22 protein-coding genes are annotated in these 24,634 nt (G+C 57.0%); 10 read left to right on the top strand and 12 right to left on the bottom strand.

Going from position 1 to position 24,634, the window contains the following annotated elements; all coding sequences use genetic code 11:
- Positions 1–11: 11 nt before the first annotated feature.
- Together RBB44_RS05500 and RBB44_RS05505 are read right to left on the bottom strand one after the other, a co-directional pair.
- Positions 12–1,610, bottom strand: coding sequence for a peptide chain release factor 3 (locus RBB44_RS05500; protein ID WP_306146395.1), 1,599 nt, complete (start codon positions 1,608–1,610; stop codon positions 12–14).
- 272 nt (positions 1,611–1,882) lie between these two features.
- Positions 1,883–2,146 carry a hypothetical protein gene (locus RBB44_RS05505; RefSeq protein WP_306146396.1) on the bottom strand — a complete coding sequence of 88 codons (264 nt, stop codon included), beginning with the start codon at positions 2,144–2,146 and terminating at the stop codon, positions 1,883–1,885.
- A 181-nt stretch (positions 2,147–2,327) separates the two neighbouring features.
- Between RBB44_RS05505 and RBB44_RS05510 the strand changes: the two genes are divergently transcribed.
- Entirely contained in the window at positions 2,328–2,882 is a 555-nt protein-coding gene (locus RBB44_RS05510; RefSeq protein WP_306146397.1) for a DUF2585 family protein, read from the top strand.
- Positions 2,883–2,897: 15 nt separating this feature from the next.
- On the opposite strand, the gene RBB44_RS05515 is transcribed toward RBB44_RS05510, so the two are convergent.
- Positions 2,898–3,239: a helix-turn-helix domain-containing protein gene (locus RBB44_RS05515; protein ID WP_133952939.1), complete on the bottom strand. Its 342-nt coding sequence runs from the start codon at positions 3,237–3,239 to the stop codon at positions 2,898–2,900.
- 190 nt (positions 3,240–3,429) lie between these two features.
- Here RBB44_RS05515 and RBB44_RS05520 point away from each other — a divergent pair, with 190 nt between their 5' ends.
- Entirely contained in the window at positions 3,430–4,476 is a 1,047-nt protein-coding gene (locus tag RBB44_RS05520; RefSeq protein ID WP_306146398.1) for an NADH:flavin oxidoreductase, read from the top strand.
- Positions 4,477–4,623: 147 nt separating this feature from the next.
- Here RBB44_RS05520 and RBB44_RS05525 read toward each other — a convergent pair whose 3' ends face one another.
- Both RBB44_RS05525 and RBB44_RS05530 read right to left on the bottom strand, forming a co-directional pair.
- On the bottom strand, positions 4,624–6,252 hold the full coding sequence (locus RBB44_RS05525) for a di-heme oxidoredictase family protein (RefSeq protein ID WP_306146399.1): 1,629 nt from the start codon (positions 6,250–6,252) through the stop codon (positions 4,624–4,626).
- Positions 6,253–6,489: 237 nt separating this feature from the next.
- On the bottom strand, positions 6,490–7,638 hold the full coding sequence (locus RBB44_RS05530; RefSeq protein ID WP_306146400.1) for an aromatic ring-hydroxylating dioxygenase subunit alpha: 1,149 nt from the start codon (positions 7,636–7,638) through the stop codon (positions 6,490–6,492).
- A gap of 98 nt (positions 7,639–7,736) precedes the next feature.
- On the opposite strand from RBB44_RS05530, the gene RBB44_RS05535 reads away from it, so the two are divergent.
- Complete coding sequence (locus RBB44_RS05535; RefSeq protein WP_306146401.1) at positions 7,737–8,321, top strand: TetR/AcrR family transcriptional regulator; 585 nt, start codon at positions 7,737–7,739, stop codon at positions 8,319–8,321.
- Between the two features lie 122 nt (positions 8,322–8,443).
- Positions 8,444–9,301, top strand: a complete 858-nt coding sequence (locus RBB44_RS05540; RefSeq protein ID WP_306156116.1) for a c-type cytochrome — start codon at positions 8,444–8,446, stop codon at positions 9,299–9,301.
- Positions 9,302–9,309: 8 nt separating this feature from the next.
- Here RBB44_RS05540 and RBB44_RS05545 read toward each other — a convergent pair whose 3' ends face one another.
- The 4 genes from RBB44_RS05545 to RBB44_RS05560 form a co-directional block, all read right to left on the bottom strand.
- Positions 9,310–10,455, bottom strand: a complete 1,146-nt coding sequence (locus RBB44_RS05545; RefSeq protein ID WP_306146403.1) for an ABC transporter permease — start codon at positions 10,453–10,455, stop codon at positions 9,310–9,312.
- Entirely contained in the window at positions 10,452–11,378 is a 927-nt protein-coding gene (locus RBB44_RS05550; RefSeq protein ID WP_306146404.1) for an ABC transporter ATP-binding protein, read from the bottom strand. The genes RBB44_RS05545 and RBB44_RS05550 overlap by 4 nt, the downstream gene beginning before the upstream one ends.
- A gap of 8 nt (positions 11,379–11,386) precedes the next feature.
- Positions 11,387–12,343 (bottom strand): HlyD family secretion protein, encoded by a 957-nt coding sequence (locus RBB44_RS05555; RefSeq protein WP_306146405.1) that lies wholly within the window; start codon positions 12,341–12,343, stop codon positions 11,387–11,389.
- A gap of 146 nt (positions 12,344–12,489) precedes the next feature.
- Positions 12,490–13,194, bottom strand: coding sequence for a ParA family protein (locus RBB44_RS05560; protein WP_133952930.1), 705 nt, complete (start codon positions 13,192–13,194; stop codon positions 12,490–12,492).
- Positions 13,195–13,575: 381 nt separating this feature from the next.
- Here RBB44_RS05560 and RBB44_RS05565 point away from each other — a divergent pair, with 381 nt between their 5' ends.
- The gene (locus tag RBB44_RS05565) at positions 13,576–14,484 is read left to right on the top strand and encodes an alpha/beta hydrolase (protein WP_306146406.1); all 909 of its coding nucleotides are present in this window, start codon (positions 13,576–13,578) and stop codon (positions 14,482–14,484) included.
- Positions 14,485–14,501: 17 nt separating this feature from the next.
- Here RBB44_RS05565 and RBB44_RS05570 read toward each other — a convergent pair whose 3' ends face one another.
- Together RBB44_RS05570 and RBB44_RS05575 are read right to left on the bottom strand one after the other, a co-directional pair.
- Positions 14,502–17,255: an EAL domain-containing protein gene (locus RBB44_RS05570; RefSeq protein ID WP_306146408.1), complete on the bottom strand. Its 2,754-nt coding sequence runs from the start codon at positions 17,253–17,255 to the stop codon at positions 14,502–14,504.
- Between the two features lie 121 nt (positions 17,256–17,376).
- A complete protein-coding gene (locus RBB44_RS05575) occupies positions 17,377–18,291 on the bottom strand; it encodes a LysR family transcriptional regulator (protein WP_306146410.1) in 915 nt (304 codons plus the stop codon).
- A gap of 85 nt (positions 18,292–18,376) precedes the next feature.
- Between RBB44_RS05575 and RBB44_RS05580 the strand changes: the two genes are divergently transcribed.
- The 4 genes from RBB44_RS05580 to RBB44_RS05595 all read left to right on the top strand — a co-directional run bounded on the left by RBB44_RS05580 (position 18,377) and on the right by RBB44_RS05595 (position 21,387).
- Positions 18,377–18,523: a hypothetical protein gene (locus tag RBB44_RS05580; protein ID WP_306146412.1), complete on the top strand. Its 147-nt coding sequence runs from the start codon at positions 18,377–18,379 to the stop codon at positions 18,521–18,523.
- The gene (locus tag RBB44_RS05585) at positions 18,520–19,245 is read left to right on the top strand and encodes a class I SAM-dependent methyltransferase (RefSeq protein WP_306146413.1); all 726 of its coding nucleotides are present in this window, start codon (positions 18,520–18,522) and stop codon (positions 19,243–19,245) included. Before RBB44_RS05580 ends, RBB44_RS05585 begins: the two co-directional genes overlap by 4 nt.
- A gap of 66 nt (positions 19,246–19,311) precedes the next feature.
- Positions 19,312–19,983: a class I SAM-dependent methyltransferase gene (locus tag RBB44_RS05590; protein WP_306146414.1), complete on the top strand. Its 672-nt coding sequence runs from the start codon at positions 19,312–19,314 to the stop codon at positions 19,981–19,983.
- Positions 19,984–20,109: 126 nt separating this feature from the next.
- The gene (locus RBB44_RS05595; RefSeq protein WP_306146415.1) at positions 20,110–21,387 is read left to right on the top strand and encodes a serine hydrolase; all 1,278 of its coding nucleotides are present in this window, start codon (positions 20,110–20,112) and stop codon (positions 21,385–21,387) included.
- Here the strand turns inward: RBB44_RS05595 and RBB44_RS05600 are convergent.
- Positions 21,372–22,268 carry a hydrogen peroxide-inducible genes activator gene (locus RBB44_RS05600; RefSeq protein ID WP_306146416.1) on the bottom strand — a complete coding sequence of 299 codons (897 nt, stop codon included), beginning with the start codon at positions 22,266–22,268 and terminating at the stop codon, positions 21,372–21,374. The genes RBB44_RS05595 and RBB44_RS05600 overlap by 16 nt on opposite strands.
- Positions 22,269–22,461: 193 nt before the next feature.
- Here RBB44_RS05600 and katG point away from each other — a divergent pair, with 193 nt between their 5' ends.
- Positions 22,462–24,633 (top strand): catalase/peroxidase HPI, encoded by a 2,172-nt coding sequence (katG, locus tag RBB44_RS05605; protein WP_306146417.1) that lies wholly within the window; start codon positions 22,462–22,464, stop codon positions 24,631–24,633.
- Position 24,634 lies beyond the last annotated feature (1 nt).

The raw sequence follows: 24,634 nt of genomic DNA on the forward strand, positions 1-24,634 counted from the left end.
CCCTTTGCTTCTCAGCCCTCGTAGACGATCTCGCGGGTTTCGCGGAAGGTGACATCGGAGAATTTTTCAGTGATGTGGCCGACTTCCCAGGCGTTCTTGAACAGGAAAACAGGCTTGTCGTCGCGGTCGTTGGCGATCGACATGCGGTGGCCTTCGATCATCTTCTGCAGGGTCTGACTGTCGGTCTCGATCCAGCGGGCGGTCGTGTAAGGAACGGCCTCAAAGCCAATTTCCGTACCGTATTCCGCGCGCAGGCGATCGACCACAACATCGAGCTGCAGCGCGCCGACAACGCCCACGATCCAGTTGGAGCCAAGATCCGGCTTGAAGATCTGGACTAGGCCCTCTTCGGCCAGATCTTGAAGGCCCTGGCGCATCTGCTTGACGCGCATGGTGTCGGAGAGGCGCACGCGGCGCAGGATTTCCGGCGCAAAGGCTGGCAGGCCAGTGACGTGGATGTTCTCGCCTTCGGTCAAGGTGTCACCAACGCGCAGCTGGCCGTGGTTCGGCACGCCAATCACGTCGCCTGGGTAGGCAAGATCGGCAATCTCACGTTCCTCGGCAAAGAAGAAGATCGGTGCGGAGACGGCGATCTGCTTGCCCGCGCGTACGTGCTTCAGCTTCATGCCGCGCTTGAAGGTGCCTGAACACAGCCGCACGAACGCAATCCGGTCGCGGTGCTTGGGATCCATGTTCGCCTGAACCTTGAAGACAAAGCCGGTGACCTTGTCCTCGTTCGGCATGATGGTCCGCCCGCCGGTCGCCGGCTGGGAGTGCGGCGGCGGGGCGAAATCGGCGATGAAATCAAGGATTTCCTCAATGCCATAGTCGCGCAGGGCCGAGCCGAAGAACACCGGGGTCAAATGGCCTTCCAGGAAGCTTTCCTTGTCGAACTCCGCATAACCTTCCGCGCCGAGTTCCACGTTTTCAGTGAGCTCATCCATGATCCGGTCGAAGACAGTGCCGGTGAGGGCGTCGTCGTCCAGACCGGAGACGGTCTTTGTTTCCGTGTAAGGCCCGCCGCGATCGCCGCCGGATGTGTGGAACTGCTTTTTCTGCCAGTCGTAAACGCCGAAAAAGTCGGAGCCCATGCCGACTGGCCAGGTCTGCGGGGACACATCAAGGGCGAGGGCTTCTTGCACTTCGTCGAGGATCTCCAGCGCATGCCGGCCTTCACGGTCGATCTTGTTGACGAAGGTGATGATCGGGATGTCGCGCAGCCGGCAAACTTCAAACAGCTTGCGGGTCTGGGTCTCGATGCCCTTGGCAGCATCGATGACCATCACGGCAGCATCCACGGCGGTCAGCGTGCGGTAGGTGTCTTCGGAAAAGTCTTCGTGACCCGGAGTGTCGAGCAGGTTGTAGATGATGCCCTTTCGCTCGAACGTCATGACGGAGGAGGAGACGGAGATGCCGCGTTCTTGTTCGATCTTCATCCAGTCGGAGCGGGCCCGGCGGCGTTCACCGCGCGCGCGGACCTGACCGGCGGCCCGGATCGCGCCGCCCGACAGGAGCAGCTTTTCCGTCAGCGTCGTCTTACCGGCATCCGGGTGGGAAATGATCGCAAAGGTGCGCCGGGTCTGGTGTGGCGCCGCGCCGTTGGTGGCCATCTAGGTGTCTCCTGAGCAAACCGCCGGACAAGGCTATCTTCTGGGCTGCGCATCACACCGGAGATCCGGGAGCGCAAGCCGTCACAAAAGGCCGGACGGATTGATGTTTCGTTGGCGCAAGGTTCTAGAGGGATTTGCGGCAAAACTCCAGCGGGATTTATGAGCGTGACTTTTCCTGGTCAAGTCCCGGCGCAAGGCCGGGACTGCGCCAAGCGACGCGCGCACCGATTTGGCTTCCAGTCGCCGTATCGCCAATTTGGGATGGGTATTCATCAGCCCGAGGGTATCACCGCGTGGGGCGCAATAGGCGCGGTTACCTTTATTTTCAAAGCAATCAGATACCCGGCGACAATGGCGACGAAAATCGCATAATGAATTCCCGTTTGACGGGATTGCTTTTCAGGAACAGCGCTTCTGTCGAGGATAAACCAGGCTGAATTTAACAAAAGTGCGATTGCAAAGACCCAGAAATACCGAAACCCAAGTCGCTCAGACATGGCGTGTGGGTGGTAAAAGGCAACAACCGAGTAGTTCATGAAGGCCCATCCGAATGCGGCTGCACTCAGGCCAATAAGCAACGTTTTTCTGATGATATAGGACATTATCGGCAATACGCGTTAACGGTTTGATTGCTGGAAGTTCGCTGGACTTATCAAATTTGGTCAGGGAAAACATACCTTCTCTTCCGGCCTAATCTGCAACAAAAAGAAAGAGAAAATGACCAACCGCGCTTGCCTGATCACCGGCCTTCTCATGATCTTAGCCACGGCCGTGATCTTGCTCATTATGGGCCGGATTCCGATCTGTGATTGCGGTTACGTGCTGTTTTGGACGCCGGCGAGCGATGTGGCCGGGTCGTCCCAGCACATCGCCGACTGGTACACCTTCAGCCACATCATCCATGGATTTTTGTTTTATTGGCTGCTTTGGTTCTTCTTCAAACAGCGGTCTGTCGGCGAACGCGCGCTTGGGGCGATCTTCATCGAGGCGGCCTGGGAAGTGGCGGAAAACAGCCCCTGGATTATCGATCGATACCGGGAGGCAACGATCGCCATCGGGTACACCGGCGACAGCGTTCTGAATTCCGTTTTCGATATTCTCTGGATGCTCGCTGGTTTCTTCTTCGCCTGGCGGATGCCGGTCTGGGTCACGGTCGTGGTCGGCATCGTCTTTGAGCTCCTCGCGCTCTGGGTGATCCGTGACAATCTCACCCTGAATGTTCTGATGCTGATTTATCCGATAGATGCCATCAAGGTTTGGCAGGCGGGGTGATTTTGCTTTCGGGCGTCAGCTCTCAGCCTGCCGTTGTTCCAGATAGGAGCGGGACCAGTCTTCGAGTTGATCGAGAATTGGTTTCAAGGCTTCTCCGTGAGCACTAAGACTGTACTCCACCTTTGGCGGGATTTGTGGATACACTTTCCGCACAATGATTTTGTGATCTTCCAATTCTCTCAATTGCTTGGTCAACATACGCTGAGAAATATCTGGGATAATGCGGTGCAGCTCGTTGAACCGCATCGTCTTGCGGCAAATACACCACAAGATCATCCCTTTCCATTTTCCGCCAATCAATCCAAGGGCGGTTTCAGTCGGGCAAAACAGCGGATCAATTTGTTGGTTCTGAGCCATCGAAAAGCCTATTAGTTACTTTTTTGTATGTATAAGCAAAAATAGTGCGTACTTGTCAAAAGGTAATGTGAAATTTAACTCTCGTGCACTTCCTCAACAAAGGGCACTTCAGATGACACATACCTTTCCAGTTCTTCAAGAAAAGACAATTAAAACAAGAACTTTTTCCAATCGTTACGTTCTGGCGCCAATGTCACGTGCCAGCGCCGGCGCAGACGGTGTGCCGACTGAGAACATGGCGGAATACTATGCCGGTTTTGCCCGGGGCGGTTACGGCCTCATCATTACGGAAGGGGCCTTTACCGATGAAAAATGGGCGCAGTGTTATTCCGGTCAGCCGGGGCTTGTGAACGATGTTCAGGAGATGGGGTGGCAACGGGTCGTTCAGGCAATCAAGGCTGAGGGCGGGAAGGTTATCCTGCAGCTCATTCATGCCGGCGCCGTCTCTCAACATATCATGGAGCCAGTTGCACCGTCTCCGGTCCGGCCAGCCGGGTCCATGCTGCAGGGCTATGGTCACCGTCAGGGGGGCTACGACGTGCCAGACGAACTGAGCCTCACCCAGATCGAGATCATCAAGCGCGGGTTTTGCCAGGCCGCCCTGCGGGCAGAGGCTGCAGGCTTCGATGGCGTCGAGATCCACTGTGCAAACGGGTATCTGCTCGATCAATTCCTGACAGCGGAAACGAACCTTCGTCAGGATCAATATGGCGGCACGTTGGAAAACAGGATTCGGCTGACACAGGAGATCATCCAGGAGGCACAGGGCGCCACAAAATCAGACTTCATTGTCGGGGTTCGGTTGTCCCAGGCCAAGGCAAACATCCAAGACTACTTCTGGCCAAACGGATTGGCAGACGCGAAGGTCATATTTGAGGCGGTTGCGGACGCGGGCGCTGATTTCATTCACCTTGCGAGCGAAAAAGAAGGCTATGCCGTGCACAGCTACACAGAAGCCGGGGAAAACCTGACAGCCTACGCTCGGGATCTGACTGATCTACCCGTGATCGCCAATGGTGGACTTCATGTCGTTGCGGATGCCAATGAGCTGATTGCTTCCGGCAAAGCTGATTTTGTCTCTATCGGCAAAACGGCGATGCTCAACCCCGACTTACCCAAGCGGGTCGCGGAAGGTCGAGAATTGCAAGAGTTTACATTCGGTATGTTCAAGTACGGTGTGACGATCGAGGCGCAGCAGCAATGGGAAGAAGAGCAGGTGGCCTTCGAACCCACGTGATCGGTTTAAATCTCGAAAACTCAACCAATTTTTTGAAAATGCATAGGAAATAACTTGCCGCGGTGGTCCAGGTGCGGGTGGATGCTGGACCACCGCGGCAGTTTCACGCTGCCATCAAGAAGTGGCAAACCCTTCTGTTTCGGGGCATCAGGGTTTTACGGGCGGAAGGACGGTGACCAGGCGGGCAGTCCTGGTGCTGGCGTCCTCAGATGCCGCTTCTTGTGAGGCCGCAGCGTGATTTTCTTCGTCCTCTTCCTCCGGGTCGAGGTCGATGATGATCAGGTTTTCCAAAAAGGCGATGATGGCCGCGCGGTCCTTGTCGCCAAGCGCCTCATAGGCAAGACGGCTGGCTTCAGCTTCGCCGCCATGCGCCCGGATCGCCTCATCCAGGGTCGTCGCGTTGCCATCGTGCAGCCAGGGGCCGGTCGAACCGACGCCGGCGAGCGATGCCGTTGGCCAGACGGACGCACCAAATCCGTGCACATCCACCGGATCGGCGAGGTCTTCGCCCATCTCGTGCCGTTTGAAGTCGGAGTACCAGGAGACAAGCGCCCCGCCGTCGCCTGTCTTCGGAAAGGCGCCAAGGTTCAGCGTTTCGCCCTTGGCGGTCACAATATGGTTGTTGGGGCTGTCTTCTGTGAGGTCGAACCAGATTGGTGCGTGACCATCAAGACCGCTGTCGACCGCCTTCTGGCCGGAGGGGAAAACATCTTCCCGGAAACCGGCCTGCAAACTCGGCTCGGAAAAGATCGGTGTCGAGATCTTAAGCGTCGGCACATGACAGGTGGTGCACTGGGCTTCGGTCATCAAACGTTCGCCGCGCTCGATCTCCAGAACCTCCCCGGCTGTCAGCTCCATCAATCCATGTTTGGCAAGTTCGAGTTTCGAGGTCGGTCGCTCCAAGGCGGCCATATAGATGGACAAGGCGGTCAGATCGCCGACGGACAGCTCTCCGGTCACGCCATCATGGTCGCCGTCATGGTTGCCCACCAGTTCATCTGCCTGCATGCCGAGCTCATTATGGGCAGCGTGGCGGGTGAAGGCTCTCAAGGTGGCGTGTGAGCCCTTCCAGCCGAACATGCGGACAACGAGGTCTTCGTCCACGCCCTCAATGCCAGACCGGTCGTATTCGGCAATACAGATCCCGGTGAGCGGGTCTTTCTCAGGCGTTGCAGAGAGTGTGCCGAAGCTGATGGTCTTTGCTGTCAGATCGACCGAGGCATCTTCGCCCAAGGTGCAGACTTCCTTTTGAAGCAGCTCCTCCTGCGCCAGGAGTTCCGCCGTCATTTCTTCTGCAATCCGCTGCACCGCGCCAAGCGCGAAGAGATGCGGTGTGTTGCGGTGCAGATACTTGGACGGGTCGCCCGTGTGCAGCGGATCAACGATCCCGTTCAGTGGGTTTGGACCGGCTCCATTGGCATAAGGTGCTGAATGGCAGGAGATACAGGATTGGGCGACCGGGCCGGCTTCGCGCTCCGGCAGATGCGTGGTCCATTCGCCGAAAAGTTCCAGATCTGCCCGCGGCATTCGGGTAAACATCTTGCCGTCCTGGCTGACCTTGGCTCCGACCCCGCGTTCGGCAGTGAATGTCGCCTCAGTCAGTTCATCACCGGCCTCAAATGCTTCTATGAAGGCGGCCTTTGGATCCTTGAGGGCTGACGCGTTCAAGTCTTCCTGATTGACTTTCGGCGGTTCTTCTGCAGACGCGGCAGTAATACATAAAAGACCCGCAAGGCCGAGCGGGGCCGCTCGGCGCAAAGACTTGCGCACAGACATTGATCTTCTCCCTCTGGATCACAATGTCTTGAGACTGGCATATCTAATTGTGGCACGTTTAGTCATTTCTGCCACAATTACATTTATTCGCAATTTGGAACATTAAATTTTGTTTACGGGAATAATCGGGTTTTTGGTGTGTTATGTTTCTTCTTTAGATTTACTTTGAAGTGGTCAGCCTTGATTGCTGAAGAGAGTGTCATCGAACAGCGGTGTAGGTAGCGGTGTACGGCAGGCTCAATTTGCCAGAATCTCCTCAATCACGAGATTAAAGCGGTTGAGCGCACCCTCGTAGCGGCCGAAGAGATGGCTTGGATTGCCTTTTGAGGCAAAGCCGGATTGGATCTCCTCACCGAGCTCGAAATCCTCCATCAGAGCCGTGGTCGTGATCAGCTGGTTTTTTGCCCATCGTTCGCGCATCTCTTCCGTGTCCGGGTAGGATTTCGGTGCCAGCGTAACGATCCGCACCCGGGTATGGTCGGCAGCAACCGGCTCATAGTGAAACCACATCACGTGGTCCTGCTGAACCAGCAGCTGGCAGTTTGTCACAAGCGTATAGAGCAGGTTGGCATCGCGCCGGATTTCCCAGTCATCTTGCGGTGTTTGGGTGAGGTCCGGCATTGAGATCCGTGGCAGGACCGACCGAATGTGCTGACCAAACATGCGGTAGGTTGAGAGATTGTCCGTGAAATACGGGCCGATTGTGTTCTTGTGCGCGACGCGGAAGTGGTAGGCTTCCAGGCCGCCTTCGACCAGCACTTTCCAATTCGCTTTGATTTCGAGTGTTTCCGCAACGGCGACCTTGTGATCTGCCATGCCCAGCCATTTGAAGTCGGTTGCAATTTCCCCCAGCCAGGCATCGATATCCGGCATGTCCCCCGCGTCCGGATTGGCGATGATCCAGATGAACCCATGAGCTTCGGTAACGGGGAGGCGTCTCAGGCCGCGTTCTGCGCGCGGCAGATCCGGAAAGCCCTGGTCCTCGTGCGGCACACCGCGCAAGACCCCGTCATTGCTCCAGCTCCAGGCGTGATAGGGGCAGGTGAAGATGCGCTTGCAGCCGCTCTCCTCCCGAACCAGCTTCGCGCCGCGGTGCCGGCAGACGTTCAAGAAGGCATTGACCTTGCCGTCACCGTCCCGGACCAGCAAAACCGGCAGATCGAGAAACTCCTTGGTCAAAAAGGCTTGCGGCCCTTGGAGCTCGGAGGAGTGCGCGACAATCATTGGGTGGCGGCGGAACAGGGCAGACCGCTCCCGCTCAAATCGTTCCGGGCTGGCATATCGTGAGATCGGCGAGTGGGCGATGGTTTCATCCAGATAGGCTGATTTTTGTTCCGCCAATCCGATGATTTCCTTGATCAGGCTGATTTCTGTTGTCCGATCCATCGCGCATCTCCCTTTAGCGACTTACCAAGTGGTAAGCTAACTTACCACTTGGTAAGTAGTCAAGTAGGCGTTATAGGAGAGAGCAAAGGACAAAGCAGATGACAAACGCAGCGCCGGCCGTCGACCGGTATCTGGAAATTGCCGAGCGCCAATTTGCCGAGACTGGCTTTCATGGTGTCAGCCTGGCAGCACTTGCCAAGGAGGCTGGTGTTAGCAAGCAGGCGTTGCTGCACTTCTTCGGCACCAAGGAAAAGCTCTATGGCGCGGTCCTCAAGAGGCTGTCGGACAAGCTCTGCGCGGAAGTGGCAAGGGCCGGGACTGGAGATCCGGCAGCTGGTCTTGTTGCCTACTTTGAAGGTCTTGCCAAATGCTCATTGGAGCGGCAGGCCGAGGCCCGTCTTGTCGTCCGGGCGCTGCTGGACACGGAGGAAACCGCGCGCTTCTGGCCCATGAAACCCTATCTCGACGCCTTGACGGAGCTTGCTCGTAGAACCCCGAAGTGGCGGGCAGCACCTTTGGACGAGATCCGGGCTGGAGTGTTCCAATTGATCGGTGCGATCCAGTATTTGACGATCTCTCAAACGGCGCTCACCGGTATGTATGGCGAAGAAGACCGTCAAGCGATCGAAGATAGGTTTGCGGACAATATCTCAGGTGCAATTCGGGCCTTCGTGGACGCATGAATTTGACTGATGGCGTCACCGCCGACTTCATTCCGGAAGTGTAAATCCTGACCATATCCATCAGCGCGACATGAGAGTAGCATTCCCAGGCGTCACATTGGCTGGGAGGCTTTGGTATGCGCATGACAACAAGCAAAATTCTAAGACTTTCAGGCGGTCTCTTAGCCGCAGTTGCCTTGCTCGGTATGGGAACCGCGGGCGCTGAGCCCACGCTGGAGCGTGGCCGATATCTGGTGGAAGGGCCTGCCGGATGCGGCAATTGCCATACACCACAAGGTCCGGATGGGCCGGTGGCGGATATGGGACTGGCCGGCATGATGGTTGAGAAGAACGACATGTTCACTGCCATCGCATCGAATATTACGCCGGGCAGCCGTGTGGCCGATTGGACGGATGAACAGCTGGGCCGCGCTATTCGGGAAGGCATTCGCCCTGATGGCAGCATCATTGGTCCGCCCATGCCGTTCGGGCTTTACAAAGGCATATCAGATGATGATCTGATGAGCATGGTGATGTATCTGCGCCAGGTTCCAGCTGTCGATCATGATCCCGGGCAAAGCGTTTACAATATTCCGCTTCCGCCGGCCTATGGACCACCGGTCATCAGCGTCGCAGAGGTGCCGCATGGTGTAACGCTTGAGTACGGTGCCTATCTCGCTGGTCCAATCGCCCATTGCACCGAATGCCACACAACCTTTGGTCCTAAGGGGCCGATGTTTGACACACATCTTGGCGCAGGTGGATTTGAGTTTCATGGTCCATGGGGTGTTTCTGTTGCACCGAACATCACGCCAACACGGCTGGCGCAATACAGTGACGCCGAGCTTGATGACATGATCCGCAAGGGCGTTCGGCCGGATGAGGCGCGCATGCTGCCGCCGATGCCATACGGGTATCTTGCCAAAATGACTGACGAGGACGCAGCGGCCATAACGCTCTACCTGCGTTCGCTTCCCGCCTTGCCGGATGGCGGACAGTAGTAAGGGTATCAATCCAGACGTTTCTTGAACCGGACGGCAGCGGCGACCATCCCGAGAACAAAGAAACCGCTCATCCAGATGACGTCGCGGTGGACATCCATCAGCGTTGCGTCCCGGAGCACGAAGCCCCGGATCATGCGCATGAAATGTGTCGCAGGCAGCGCTTCGGCAATGTATTGCGCCACAACTGGCATGCCTTCGTAAGGGAACATGAATCCGGACAGAAGGATGGACGGTAGAAGTACGAAGACGGTCATCTGCATGGCTTGAAGCTGGGTCTGGGCGATTGTGGAAAACACCAGACCGAGCGACAAGCTTGCCCCAATGAACAAAAGCGTCCCGACAAACAGGTCGATCATGTTGCCATCCAGCGGCACGTTGAACAGCACGTGCCCCAGACTGAGAATGATGGCCGTTTGCACAAGGCCGATGAAAATGTAGGGGATGATCTTCCCGACCATCAATTCGATCGGCCGGATCGGCGTGTTGATCAGCATCTCCATGTTGCCGCGCTCCCGCTCGCGCACAATCGCAGCAGAGGTGAACATGATCATCGTCATCGTCAGGATGGTGCCAACCAGGCCCGGCACGATATTGACCGCGGTGCGTTGTTCGGGATTGTAGAAGAGCGTGACTTCAAAGGTCGGTGTCGACCGGTTGGGCGCCTGCCGGTAGATCTCTGAAAGCGGCATGTTTCGAAGGCTCTTGATCGAGCTCGCGATCATCGTATCCGAGCCGTCGACAATCCACTGGGCAACCGGGCGACTGGTTTCCTGATCTGTCGAGGGTGGTGTGCCAAGACCCACAGCTGGAGACCTTGCCAGTCTCTGAGTGAGGTCGTCGGGTAGAATGAAGGCGGCCCGGACGCGGGCAGAGCGGATCGCTTCTTCGGCTTCTTCCGGCGTGGTCAGCCGCTCGGTCACCGTCACGACCCGTGTTGCCTCGATCATCTGAACCAGGATCCGGCTGATACCGGTCTGGCTTTGATCGACCACCGCGACCGGGATGTCGCGGACATTGGTGTTGATGGCGTAGCCGAACAGGATCAGCTGAATGAGCGGGATCATGACGACCATTCCAAAGGTCATGCGGTCCCGGCGCAGCTGGGCCAGTTCCTTGGAAAAGACGGCGAGAATACGCGATATCGATCTCATTGGCGGCCTTCTCCCGTTGCGGTGACAAAGACGTCTTCCAGATTGGGCCGGACCTGTTCGACAATTGTCGCGCTTGCCGTTTGCGGGTTGGCCTTCAAGAAGCCCTCCGGATCGGGGATGGTGTCTTTGACGAGCACCCGCAAGCGCGCGCCAAGCTGGGCAGCTGTCACGATGCCTTCGGTGCCCAGAAGATGCCGCCGGATGTCGCGCAGGTTCGGCGCTTCAATCTCCACGACATTGGCACCCATGGCGGACATCAGCGCACTGGGCGTGCCGTCCAGCCGCTTTTGACCGGCTTCCATGATCGCAATCTTGTGGCAGCGCTCGGCTTCATCCATGAAATGGGTTGTTACAACAATGGACGTGCCCTCATCGACCAGGTCGAAAAGCTGTTCCCAGAAATGCCGCCGGGATTCCGGGTCTACCGCTGATGTGGGTTCATCAAGGAACAGCAGTTGCGGGCCGTGCAACACGGCCGCAGCCAGGGCAAGGCGTTGGCGCTGGCCCCCACTCATCTTGCCCGCGAACCGGTCACTGAGTTGCGTCAGTTCATAGCGGTTCATCACCTCGGCGATGCGTTCCTTGCGCTGGGCTCGGGAGAGGCCGTAAACGGTTCCCATGAAGTTGAGGTTTTCCAGGACAGTTAGATCGCCATAAAGCGAAAAGGCCTGGGTCATGTAGCCGATCTTGTATTTCAACGCTTCCGCGTCCTTGGGTACCGAAAGCCCCAGAACCTCGACGCTTCCCTCGGTTGGTGTCAGCAGGCCGGTCAGCATGCGGATGGCGGTTGTCTTGCCGCATCCATTGGGGCCGAGAAACCCGTAGATCATGCCCCGCTCGATGGTTAGGTCGAGGCCGTCGACCGCCCGGAAGCCCTTGAAGCTTTTCACCAGCCCTTCGGCTTGGATCACAATGTCGGACATGGGCGCGGTCACGGCAGCACGGCTTGTGCCGGAACACCGTTCGGCAGGTTGGAAGCACTGACGGGCAGCTGGATTTCGGCGACATACATCAGCCGCGCGCGGTCCGACTGGTTGAGCGCATAGTAGGGTGTGAAGGATGGCTCTGAACTGATCCACCGCACGTGCCCGTCGATTGGATCGTCGAGGCCATCAACGCGAATGGAAAGCGTGTCGCCTTCGTTGATCTTCACCCGGTGAGGTTCGGGGACATAGACACGGGCATAAGGAGCATCGCCGGCGAGCATCACGGCAACCGGGCTGCCGACAGTAACGCGTTCGCCAAGGTTCCAGGGCAGGCTGTCCAGAACGCCGTCCCGGGAAGCAACAATTGTCAGGTCACTCAAGATCTTTTGCTGTGTTGCAAGACTGGCCTCGGCCGCGGCGAGTTCTGCGCGGGCCATTTCCAGGTCTTCCGGACGGGTCCCGGTGACCAGCTCAAGAAGTTGTTGCTCGGCGCTGTTCAGGCTCGCATCTGCCGCATCCCGGCTGGCCCGTGCACTGTCGAGCTGGGCCTGGCTGGTTGTGCCGCGTGTTGTGAGGTCCTGGTAGCGCTCGAAATTGTTTTCAGCCTCCACCAGTTCCGCCTTGGCGCCCGCCACAGCGGCTTCGGCCTTTGCGATCTCTTCCTGCCGGGCGCCATTTTCCAGCTTTTCAAGATTGGCCCGGGATTTTTCGACTTCGGCGGCGGCCTGATTGACAACAGCTTGTTGCTGTGTCGCATCCAGACGAGCGAGCACCGTGCCTTTGGTAACGGGCGACCCCTGCGGTACGGGAAGCGCAACCAGAACTTCCGCGGCTGTAGCAGTGAGCGCCACGCGGTCACGCTCCAGGGTGCCGAGGGCAACACTGCCGTCATCGGGATTGCAGGCAGACAGGGAGATGGCGAGCGCGCCGGCGATCAGAAGCCGTGTCGGGGAGAGGGGCATGAAATTCTCCAGCGGGATCAGGACGATGCCTGTAAGTCAGCTTGTTTTCCTGAAAGCTTATCCCGCCTGACCAACAACCTCCATGAGCAGGATCAAAAAAAAGCCGGGCACATGGCCCGGCGTTCAGTCAGCTGTCAATCAGGGAGCTAGCTGGCGCGTCGGAAGACGTTATACCAGCGTTTCTTCGGAGCGCTGATTGCCCGCTCCAGAACTTCTGCCGCGTAAAGGGAGGCGTTTTCCCGGGCCTTTTCAACGCCCGAGACCATCTTCGGATCAAGGTTTGCAAGGCCGCCGCCAAACTCGAAGAGATCGCGGAAGGCTGCACGTTCGACGATCGGGGTCATCAGAACATCGATGTTTTGCGCTGAGAGAAAGTCTTGCACCGCCTTCATGGCCCTTGTCGTTACGGCCGCGTTGGAGCGTGTCAGCACGACGCAGTGCTTGATGTCCTGACGGACGATTTTCTCCAGCTTTTTGATCAGGGTCAGAATTTTTGCACCGCCCCGTGCATCCATGGACGATCCCTGGATCGGGATCACCACCAAATCGGACACCGAAAGGGCGTTTGCAACGATCAGGTTCTCCGTGCCTTCAAGATCAACGATCACATAATCGGATGTCTCAGAGGCTTGGGTGATTTGTTCCGTGATGGAAGCAGGGGAAATCTGGCTGACCACGGAAATCCCTTTGCAGGTCCGGGGCAGTTCATGCCATTTCGAAATCCATTTCTGCGGATCTGCATCGAAGATGGTGACACGCTTTCCGCGGGCAGCAACTTCTGTTGCCAACAGCAAGGCGGCTGTTGTTTTGCCGGCGCCGCCCTTTGCATTCGCGAAGGAAATGACTGGCATGAGAGTTCTCCTGAACATGCCGCCATGGATGGGGATGGCGGTCTTTTTCCTGCCTAAAGCTTCGCCAGTCTTGAAATTTTATGGTTACCAATTCCTTAAATTCGCAAAATGCGAGGAGGTTATTCAGCGCCCGAGGCTGATTGTGGATAAGTCTCTGAAATTCCTAGGCACAATTTCGGAGGGTGTGGGCCTCTGGTTTCGCGCGCGTGTCTCATGACTGTGTGCGTTGCTGCAGGATCACGAACGCGCATTGATGGGGATTACTGCGGATTAATGGCAGCGGATCTGATTGAATTGACCTCGGGTCCATTGAAAGCCGGAGCGTGCCTGCGTAGGTTTTACCGGTATCGGCTTCCAATTTGGCCCAGCGAAGGACACTGCATGCTGAACAGTTTTCTGAAAGCCCTTCAGGCACGGTTCGCCAAACTGCCGGTGGTGGTGCTAGCCGCTGTTTTTTGCAGCGTGTCGATCAACGCACATGCTGAAGCCTTGAAGCCGTACAAAGACCGCCTGTTCCGCTACAAGAAGGTCACCGAAACACTTTACGACGGCGATTTCATCGTTGTGGAGTACATCAAGCAACGCGATCTGCACGGCCGGGATCAGATCCCCGAGCGCCAGGTTTATGGCAACTACGTTTCTTACAAGCCGAAACGCGGCCGCGGCAGCGGAGAGCTCCAGGCAAATGGCCGGACCATCTCCTACATGGGAACGGGCAAGTGGAAGGGCGGTGCCAAGACGATCGTCATCTATATTCATGGTCAGGGCGGAAACCGTTTTCAGGGCATGAACGATGTGTCCTTTGGTGGCAACTTCAACCGGATCCAGAACCTGATGGTCCGCAACGGCGGAGCGTATCTCACGGTTGATGTCACTCACTTCGACAAGCGGGGTACAGCGGATGTCGCGGCGCTCATCCAGCAGCAAAAACAGCTTTCTCCCGGCGCCAAGGTTGTTGTGGCGTGCGGATCGATGGGCGGCATCATCTGCTGGAACCTTGTGAAAAACGGGAACTATGCGCGCCTCGTAAACGGGATCATGCTGCTCGGTTCACCAAAGGATCCGAACATTTTCTCAGCCGGAGTGCTGTCCAGGAACGTACCGATTTATATGGGGCAAGGCACGCTGGACCGGGTTTACAACTGGGAAACCCAGGCGCAGTTCTTCAAGCAGATCAAATCAAAGGCGCCAAACTATCCGATCAAGTTCACGCTGTTTGACACCGGCACCCATGGGACGCCGATCCGGATGACCGATTGGCGTCTGGTGCTGAACTGGATGCTTGGCTAGGGGCCTCACAAACCGCGTCACGCCCGCTTCTCCTCCACTTTGAAGGGCACTGTATCGGTGCGATCGAGTTTCCGGTCGAGCAACAAGTTGTCGATCGTGTTGACGCAGTCTTTTGCGAGTGCCGATAACTGGTTGGCAGCTGCAGCGGAGCACGTCTTCTGTGCGCCAAGGCTACTTCCACAATGCCATTTCGCTTGGTTCATCAGATTCTCACACTGGGTGAGCAGCAAGGCGTAGTGATCGCTTCCAGCAAATAGTTTCGCGCCGTCGCGGTTGAGCCAGGGCCAATAGTTCGCCGCCATGTCTTCCACGTTGAGGGTGCAGGTCGGCCGCTCCTTGGCGTCTTTTTGACCGCTCAGCACCTTGATCCAGTTCCGGAGTTCGACCTGAAGGTAAAGCAGTCTGACGCGCCGTTTTGACAGGTGCTGCAACAGGCTCCAATCGGGATCGGGTGCGAAAGTCTCCGTCCAGTCGAGAAAGGTGCCGTAGGGCAGGGGACGGGCAATGGAGTACCCTTGGAGGATCGTTGTGCCCAGACTGATCAACAGGTTCTGGTGCGCTTTTGTTTCCACGCCTTCGGCAATCACCTCTCTGTTGAGGGCGCCCGCAAGGCCGAGAACCGCGTCCACAATCGCAAGGTCATCGAGGGTATCGATTGCAGCCCGCACGAAGGTCTGGTCGATCTTCACGTGATCTGCCGGGAGGTGGCGCAGGTGCGTGAGCGTGGAATACCCGGTGCCGAAGTCGTCGATTGAGAAACTGACACCAAGTTCCTGGCACTGTTTGATCGCAAGGGCGACCGAGGCGTTTCCGACGGCTGTCGCGTTTTCCAGAACTTCGATATCGAGCAGAGATGGCGCGATCGAGTCGTATTTCGCCAGGAGCCCCTTCAGCGTATCGTAGAGCCAGTTCGACGTGAGGTTCCGGGGGTCGATATTGACACTGATCGGCACTTCCAGACCGGCCTTGCGCCATGCAGACGCGGTCTCAAAAGCGGTCTCCAGCGCCCATGTATCCAGTTTCAGGGACAGGCCGATGTTTTCCGTGGCGTCCAGGAAACTGCCCGGATACCGGATACCCACTTCCGGATGCTGCCAGCGGACGAGGGCTTCGGCACTGTGGATCCGCCCGCTGACCACATCGACCTTTGGCTGGTAGTGGAACACCAGCTCATTGTTGTCGATCGCATTGGAGAGCGCGTTGATCCTGTTGTTGAAGGCGGTGATCTCAATCTCGGTTTTCGGATTGAACAGCGTATAGCGGTTCTTGCCCTCCAGCTTGGACTGATACATCGCTGAATCGCTTTGGCGCAAAAGCTGGTCCGGTGTGGTGTCGCTGTCTGCGGAAAAGGCTGCGACGCCAACGCTCGTCGAAATGGCCACCGATTTGTCACCGAGATCAATCGGCTTGCTGGTCTCCGCCAGCACCCGTTCGGCGAGGGTTCTGTAAGCGTCCGGGCTTTCGTAGTCGGACACCACGGCAATGAACTCATCGCCGCCGAGCCGTGCGACAGTATCGGTTGACCGGAACTGCGAGAGGAGCCGTCTGGAAACCGTAGTCAGCAGCTCATCTCCGAGCTCATGGCCGTAACGGTCGTTGATTTCCTTGAAGCCATCCAGATCGAAGAAAAAGACGGCGCCCCAGCAATTGTCGCGTTTGACGCGTTCAATCGCTTCACTCAAACGTTCGCGCAACAACACCCGGTTGGGCAGCTCTGTCAGTGGGTCATAATGGGCGATGCGCTCCAGCTCGTACTGATGGTTCTTGAGATCCGTAATGTCGGAAAAGATGGAGATGTAATTCGTAAGTGTCCCGCTTTCGTCCTTGATCGCCGCAACGGAAACCCGCTGCGCGTATCGCTCACCGTCGGGACGGACATTCCAGAGTTCCCCGGCCCATTCCCCGGTCTCTGCGAGCGCCCGTGACATTTGTCGCAGGATCTCGGAGCGATCCTGATCCGAGGCGATCTTCATTGGGTTTTGGCCAATGATAGCGTCAAGGTTTTCGCCGGATATGCGTGCGACAGCCGGGTTGGCCTGGATGACGATGCCATCTGCGTCCGTGACCAGAATGCCCTCATTGGCATGGCGGAAGACCATGTCGGCAAGCATCAGGTCCTGATTGGCTTTGCGCAGGTTCTTGCGGGAATCGTGCAAACGGACCGCGTAGAAACCGACGAGGCCGAGCGCCACCGTAATTGCGATCAAGAAACCGAAGAGCCAATGGGTCTGGGCTTCATAGGTGACTGCAAGTTTTTCGCGCTGCTCGCGGACTTCTTCTTCGAGACGGGTCTGGTAGTGCCAAAGCTTGTCCTGCCGGCTGCGCTCTCCCGTAATATCGCGAATATTGGAGTGCAGCAGGACCTGTCCACCAAAGTCGAGCGGATAGGAGCGAACCTCTACGGTACGGATGGAGCCGTCTGCGAGTTTATGGCGAAAAATGAAGTAGTTCCGGTGCTCTTCCTTTGCGAGCCGGCGTTCTTCTGCAACCTGCTCCGCGGTCAGCTGGTTGATCTGCTGGATCCGCATGGTTGAGAGCGCGCCAGGGCCATATCCGTAAAAATCATGCGCGAAATTGTTTGCAAACGCGATCCGGCCGGTCTGCGGCTCAATGATCAGAACAACATGCGGCAGCGCATTGTAATAGACTTCCAGGGGCGGTGTGAGATGGCCTTCAGCGGAGACTGCGGGTTTTGCTGGCGCAGCCAAAGCGAAGAGCATTGCAAACAGGCAAATTGCAGCAGCCCTTAAATCCCTGTTTCTGCTCCGCATTCCCTCGTCGCTTTTCACAAATATCAAAAGTTGCAAATTGAGCCGTTGAGGATAATTCTGATTGTTTTCAAAACGATTGACGAGAAAGGTTCAAAACACGCAGACGCGCGATAAAGTCTGTTTACTTTTCATGCGGTTGTCCCGGCTGTTTGTGGCGCAGATGTTCAACAAGGTGGTCAAACACGATCCGGATCCGCCGGCTGGTATGGAGTTCTCTGTGGGTGACCAGCCAAACCGGGAAGTAGACTTCCGTCAAATCATCAAACGCTGGAACGAGTTCCGGGCAGCAGGCGGCAATTTCGTCGGCCATAATGCCGAGACCAAGGCCGCGGCGGACATATTCCCAGGCAACGGCACCGCTGGGGGAACTCAGTTTTATGTTCGCTTCCGTCACCGGCAGGCCCATCGCCCGCAGATGGCCGACCAGTTGCGGATTGTCGTCAAAGCCGATGAAGTCGTGAGCACCGGCATCTTTCATCGACAGGCCGTTGCCAAACCGGCTTAGGTACGATCTTGCGCCATACACCTTGGCGGAGGCATCGTAGAGCTTGCGGGCGTAAAGATCCGGATGGTCCGGTTCGACGTGGCGTATGGCAATGTCGGCTTCGCGGCGGCGCAAATCGCTCAATGAATTGGTGCATCGGATACGGATCTCGATCCCGGGCGCTTTTGTCCTCAGATCTCTCAGGATTTCCGGCAACAGATAAATCCCGAGTACGTCTGTCGTTGAGATCGTCACCATCCCCTCGATTTGCTGGGATTGTCCAGACGCGGAAAGTGACACCCGGCTGGCTGCCTCGCCCATAGCCCGGACATGTTCAGCAAGTTCAACACCGGCTTCGGTGAGAACGAGCGATTTAGAGACCCGCTCAAACAGCGTGACGCCTAATGTCTCCTCAAGCGCTGCCACCTGCCGGCTGAGGGTTGGCTGGGTCAGGTTGAGAGCGCGAGCCGCCGCAGACAGGGAGCCTTCCTCTGCCGTTACCAAAAAAGCGCGGGCCTGGTTCCAGTCGAAAGTGATGCTCTGCCAATTCATACAAATATGTATATCAACTCCCCGGATTTAGGCAATTTGTATTCATTTATCTTGGGTGTAGAGAAGCTGCAAAGGAGACGGGGCCATGAAACTTTATTGGCTGACCGGACCGCTTCTGACTGTGGTCCTCTCGATACTGGAGTTTTTCGCATCACCGACCGGCGGCCGAGATATCGGCCGAGCGATCTTGCGGCATGTCGGCCTGCGCGGTAGCAATGGAAAAATAAAATGAGTCTTGATTTCAACGATGTGAAGATCCCGGTGTTCGAACGCTGGTTCGGATCCTGGCAGGTCTCGGTCAACCGGCGCGGCTTTGCCGCCTCTGAACTCAGCGCCGCGTATGATGCAGAAGCAGGGCTTTGGGAAGAAAAGATTGCACGGCTCGGGTTTCCCGGAGGCTACAGACGGCTTGTGCGTGCGGTTCTTCCAGCGCTTTCTGACGGGGCCGGGCAGCAATTGGACGTCCTGGATTGCGGGATCGGAACAGGTACTCTGTCCTTGGCCTTTGCCGCGGAAGTCCGCCAATCCTATGCCTTGTCGGCTGTTGATATCTCGCCCTGCATGTTGTCCGAAGCCTGCGGCAATCTTCGACATAACGGCGTGAGCGTTGACGCTTCGGTCTCAGATATTCGCGACATGCCACACCCCGGCAACAGGTTTGATTTGGTCATGTGCGCGCATGTGATTGAACACCTGCCGGACCCAAAAGCGGCCTTGCAAGAGATCCACCGGGTTTTGAAGCCGGGCGGACACCTGTTGCTCGTTGCGACCCGGAAATCCTGGATCGGTGCGTATATTCAACTGAAATGGCGGACGCATCGGTTAAGCCAGGACAAAATCGCCGGATGGCTGGAAGACAGCGGCTTGGAAGTGCTTGAGGTTCCGGAAACCAGCCAGGGCCGCTGGATGCAGTCCTGGAGCACAGCGTTTCTCGCCCGCAAGATCATCAATTGACGGAGCAGAGGAGCTGCCCGCCGGCACGCTCTGTTTTCCTGACCCAATGAACTGGATAGACTAACCATGACAACCACATGGACCAACGACATGACGCCCTCCAGCACCTTCTGGGACAAAGTCGCCCGCAAGTATGCCAAGAGCAAGATCGCAGATGAAGCGGCCTATCAGAAGACGTTGCAACGGGTAACGGAGCACCTTGGCCCAAACGACAAGGTGCTTGAACTTGGTGCCGGAACGGGTTCCACGGCTCTGCTTTTGGCCGGTAGCGTGAAAAGCTATCTGTCAACTGACTTTGCGCCCGGTATGATGGAAATCGCGGAGGAAAAACTGGCAGCGGCGAAAGCTGAGGGAAATGCGCCCGAAGGCTTGTCGTTCCTCGCTGCGGACGGGTTTGACCCACGCTTGACCACCGCTGCCGGCGATGAGGGTTTTGATGCCGTCTTAGCGTTCAACTTCCTTCATCTGGTGGAAGGGCCTGAAGCGCTTCTTGATCGTGTCAACGGGCTTTTGAAACCCGGTGGGCTTTTCATCTCAAAGACGGTCTGCCTGAAATCAAAAGCCTGGCTGTTTGTCCCGATGATCAAGGTGATGCAGCTCTTCGGCAAGGCGCCGTATGTCTCAATGCTCTCAACGGATATGGTCAACGACATGATGACGAAGGCCGGGTTTGAGATCATCGAAACCGGTCTCTACCCGGCACCGCGCAGCCACTTTGTGGTCGCCCGGAAGGTTTGATGTTGCTGGAATATTGCGTTTCTGCGTCCGAGGGTATGCTGTAGCATTCGGCAATCCCGACTTCGCGATTGTTAAGGGACCCGTTCAGTGGTTTCCTATGGACGCTTTCGCGGGGGAGTGAGAAATATGCGCAGTGTAATCGTTGTTTTGGCCGTTGTATCAATCGGACTGCCTGCGCTGGCAGATGATCTGATGCCGCCGGATCAGACGTTTTTGGAGCAGGCCGGGCGATTTGGCATCTCTCAAGAGAACTGGGATAGCGGTGAGTTTGCGGCTGTCACATTTCCAGAGGCTTATAAATTTACCCGCCACTATGTGATTGAGCCCGGTGATGCGGTTGCCCCAGAAGTGTGGGTCGATGCTCGAGGCGCGCTCAAGCTTGATGGACTGGTAGCTCGGGATGCCGACGGGGAGCACAGCCTCGACACCCTGTTGCGGGACAGGTTGTTGAATCATTCCATGGTTGTTTTGCAAGGCAATCGCCTTTTGCATCAGCATTTTTGGAATGGCATGACAGCAGCTTCGACACATCTTGACATGTCGGTGACTAAGTCGTTCACGGCGAGCCTTGCGGGGATCGCGGTGTCTGAAGGATTACTCGACATGTCACGGCCGGTCGAAGCTTATTTGCCGGATTTCATTGGAACGGCGTTCGAAGGTGTGTCGGTTCAGGACGTAGCAGATATGAACTCTGGCCTGGATATACCCACGCCGCCGTTCATGTCCTGGGACCCAGGACTGACCCAATCCCAGGAATGGAATGGGCCGAACGACAGTGGTCTGTTTGGCATAGATACCTACCTGAAGACCATCAGCGCGCGAAAATTCGAACCTGGAACGCATTATCAGTATCAGGATCCGAATACCGAAATGCTCGGGTTGATTACGAATGCCGTGACCGGAACAGGCCTTGCGGACTATTTTCAGGAAAAAATCTGGTCTCGATTGGGTGCCGAAGGCCCAGCCTTCTGGATGGCAGATCCAGCCGGTTATCCCGTCGCATCCGGCGGTCTTAATTTAAGGACGCGGGATCTGGCGCACTTCGGCCGGTTGTTTCTCAATGGCGGGCGCAATCATCTTGGTGAGCAAGTTGTCCCGGAGCCTTTCATTGAAGCGATCTGGAATGGCAACGACAGAGTCCGAGCCGCTTGGAAAACCGGGAAGGAAGCCGCGTTGGCCCCTAATGGTTGGTACAAAGATCAGATCCGTGTTCTGAACATTAAAGGCCATAAGATCATGGTTTTCGTAGGCATCCATGGCCAGGTTCTTGTCATGGATCGGCAAAATGACGCTGTTATCGCAATGAATGGCGGGTATCCCCAAACCGAAACTTGGCGGATGAATACGCTGTTGTTTGATCAAATCGTGCCAGCCATTTTGGAAGCCGTTCAACGACTTGATTGAGCTGCCTCCCGCACCAGATCAGCAATCTCCGTCAGTTGGCTTGCGAGCGGGCTGGATTTGCGCCAAACCATGCCGAGGGTGCGGGCTGGCTCCGGCGGCTCAAAACGGCTGACCGCGACGTCGGCCGACCGCGTTTCGACCGGAACTGCCATTTCCGGAATGAAGGTAACGCCCATCCCGGCATTGACCATCTGAACAAGTGTCGACAGAGAACTGGCGTCGAGCACTTCCCGTGGACGCCCAGCCTGGATGTCGCAGAAGGAGAGGGCCTGGTCGCGAAAACAGTGGCCTTCTTCCAGGAGCAAAAGCCGCATCTCCTTGAGGCTGTCCGCGCAAGGCACCGGAAGATTGGCCTCACTGCCTGGCCGGACAAGCACGAAATTCTCGTCAAACAGTGGCGTTTCTGCAAGGCCTGGTTCTGATACGGGCAAGGCCAGGATCGCTGTATCAAGCCGGCCGTCATTCAGTTCCTGAACAAGCTTTGGTGTCACGGTCTCACGCACATGGATATCCAGACCCGGATAGCGCGCTGTCAGGCGGCTGACGACCTGTGGCAACAAATACGGCGCGGCTGTTGGAATGACGCCAATCCGCAGCCGGCCTTCCAACGTTTCCTTCGAGGCTCGCGCAAGATCTCCGAGCTCGTCCGCTGAGCGCAGGATCGCTCTTGCCCGTTCCACCGCCTCCTCACCAAATCCGGTGAGAGACACCTGGCGGGCCGAACGTTCAAACAACGGCGCGCCCAAAACCTCCTCCAATTCCTTGATCTGCATGGACATTGCTGGCTGGGAAATGGCGCAGTCTTCGGCCGCCCGGCCGAAGTGGCCGTGGCGGGCGAGAGCTTCAAAATAGCGGAGCTGTTTGAGGGTGATGTTTATCATCAGAAAAACTTATCATCATTATTAGAAAATACAACTTCTCCTGATTGAGGCGCCTTGCTAGTTTAGAACGGTTCTGACATGGACCTCAAAAAAATTGGGCGACCTTGCAATCAGACAGCTGGAATTTCGATGCGTGACCGCCAATTTAGGTCATGCAGATATTTTTGATGGCAGATGCCACAGGGAGATACTCATGGACGCAAAAGTGGACAATGGCGGCGGTTGCCCGGTCATGCACGGCAGCTTGACCGAGACCGGCAAGACCGTCACGGATTGGTGGCCGAAGACCCTTAACCTGGACATCCTTCATCAACACGATACCAAGTCCAACCCGCTGGGCGAAGACTATGACTATCAGGAAGAATTGAAGAGCCTCGACTTTGGCGCGCTGAAAGAAGACATGAAGGCGCTGCTGGTCGATAGCCAGGACTGGTGGCTGGCTGACTTTGGCCACTACGGCGGTCTGATGATCCGCCTTGCGTGGCACTCTGCCGGGTCCTACCGGATTGCTGATGGCCGCGGTGGTGGTGCTGGCGGCAACATCCGTTTTGCGCCTTTGAACTCCTGGCCGGACAACGGCAACCTCGACAAGGCGCGCCGTCTTCTTTGGCCGCTGAAGAAAAAATACGGCAACAAGATTTCCTGGGCGGACTTGATCCTCTTTGCCGGCACCGTGGCGTATGAATCCATGGGCCTGAAAACCTACGGCTTCTCCTTCGGCCGGGAAGACATCTGGCATCCGGAAAAAGACGTTTACTGGGGTGCCGAAAAAGAGTGGCTCGCACCAAGCGAAGAGCGCTACGACAACCTGGATGATCCGTCCACGCTGGAAAACCCGCTGGCCGCGGTCCACATGGGCCTCATCTACGTCAACCCGGAAGGTGTCAATGGCCAGCCGGACCCGCTGAAAACCGCAGCGCAGGTCCGCGAGACCTTTGGCCGGATGGCCATGAACGACGAAGAAACCGCAGCCCTGACCGCCGGTGGCCACACTGTCGGTAAGGCGCACGGCAACGGCGACGCTGAAGCGCTTGGTCCGGAGCCGGAAGGCGGAGATGTCGCTGATCAGGGCTTCGGCTGGATGAACCCGAACATGAAGGGCGTTGCGTCGAACGCCGTCACGTCTGGCATTGAAGGCGCCTGGACTACCAACCCGACCGTCTTCGACATGGGCTATTTCGAGCTTCTCTTCGGCTACGAATGGGAACTCACCAAGAGCCCGGCAGGCGCCAACCAATGGCAGCCGGTCGATATCAACGAAGAGCACATGCCGGTCGACGCGTCGGATCCGTCCGTGCGCCGCATGCCGATGATGACGGATGCCGACATGGCCATGAAGATGGACCCGGCCTATCGGGCGATCTGTGAAAAGTTCATGGCCGATCCGGACTACTTCAAGGAAACCTTTGCACGCGCCTGGTTCAAGCTGACCCACCGCGACATGGGCCCGAATGTCCGCTACATCGGCCCGGATGCACCGGAAGAAGAACTGATCTGGCAGGACCCGGTCCCGTTCGGCCCGTTCAACTACGACATCGGTGGTTTGAAAGCTGCGATCGCCGCAACGGATCTGAGCGTTTCCGAACTGGTGGCAACGGCATGGGACAGCGCCCGCACGTTCCGTCAGTCTGACCTGCGCGGCGGGGCCAACGGTGCGCGCATCCGTCTTGCTCCGCAAAAGGATTGGGAAGGCAACGAGCCGACCCGCCTTGCAAAGGTTCTGGGTGTTCTGGAACCGCTCGCCGAGAAGTTTGGTGCCTCTGTTGCAGACACCATCGTTCTGGGCGGCAACGTCGGTATCGAGAAGGCTGCCAAAGCTGCCGGGTTCGACATCGAAGTGCCGTTCGAGCCGGGCCGCGGCGATGCCATTGACGAGATGACCGACGCGGATTCGTTTGAACCGCTCGAGCCGATCCATGATGGGTTCCGCAACTGGGTCAAAGAGAACTATGCGGTTGCTACGGAAGAGCTCTTGCTTGACCGCGCCCAACTGCTGGGTCTCACTGGACCGGAAATGACGGTTCTGGTCGGTGGCATGCGTGCGCTCGGCACCAACTATGGTGGAGCCAAGCATGGCGTCTTCACCGATCGGGAAGGCGCTCTGACGACAGACTTCTTCGTCAACCTGACCGACATGGGCAACAGCTGGATCCATACCGGTGATGGCCAGTACGACATCCGCGACCGCAAGACCGGAACCACCAAGTGGACCGCATCCCGTGTGGATCTGGTCTTCGGCTCCAACTCCATCCTGCGGGCCTACGCTGAGGTCTACGCCCAGGACGACAGCCACGAGAAGTTCGTCTTCGACTTCGTGGAAGCCTGGAACAAGGTTATGAACGCGGACCGGTTTGAACTGTCTTAAG

This window comes from Roseibium sp. MMSF_3247, assembly GCF_030733765.1.
Classification (GTDB): Bacteria; Pseudomonadota; Alphaproteobacteria; order Rhizobiales; family Stappiaceae; genus Roseibium.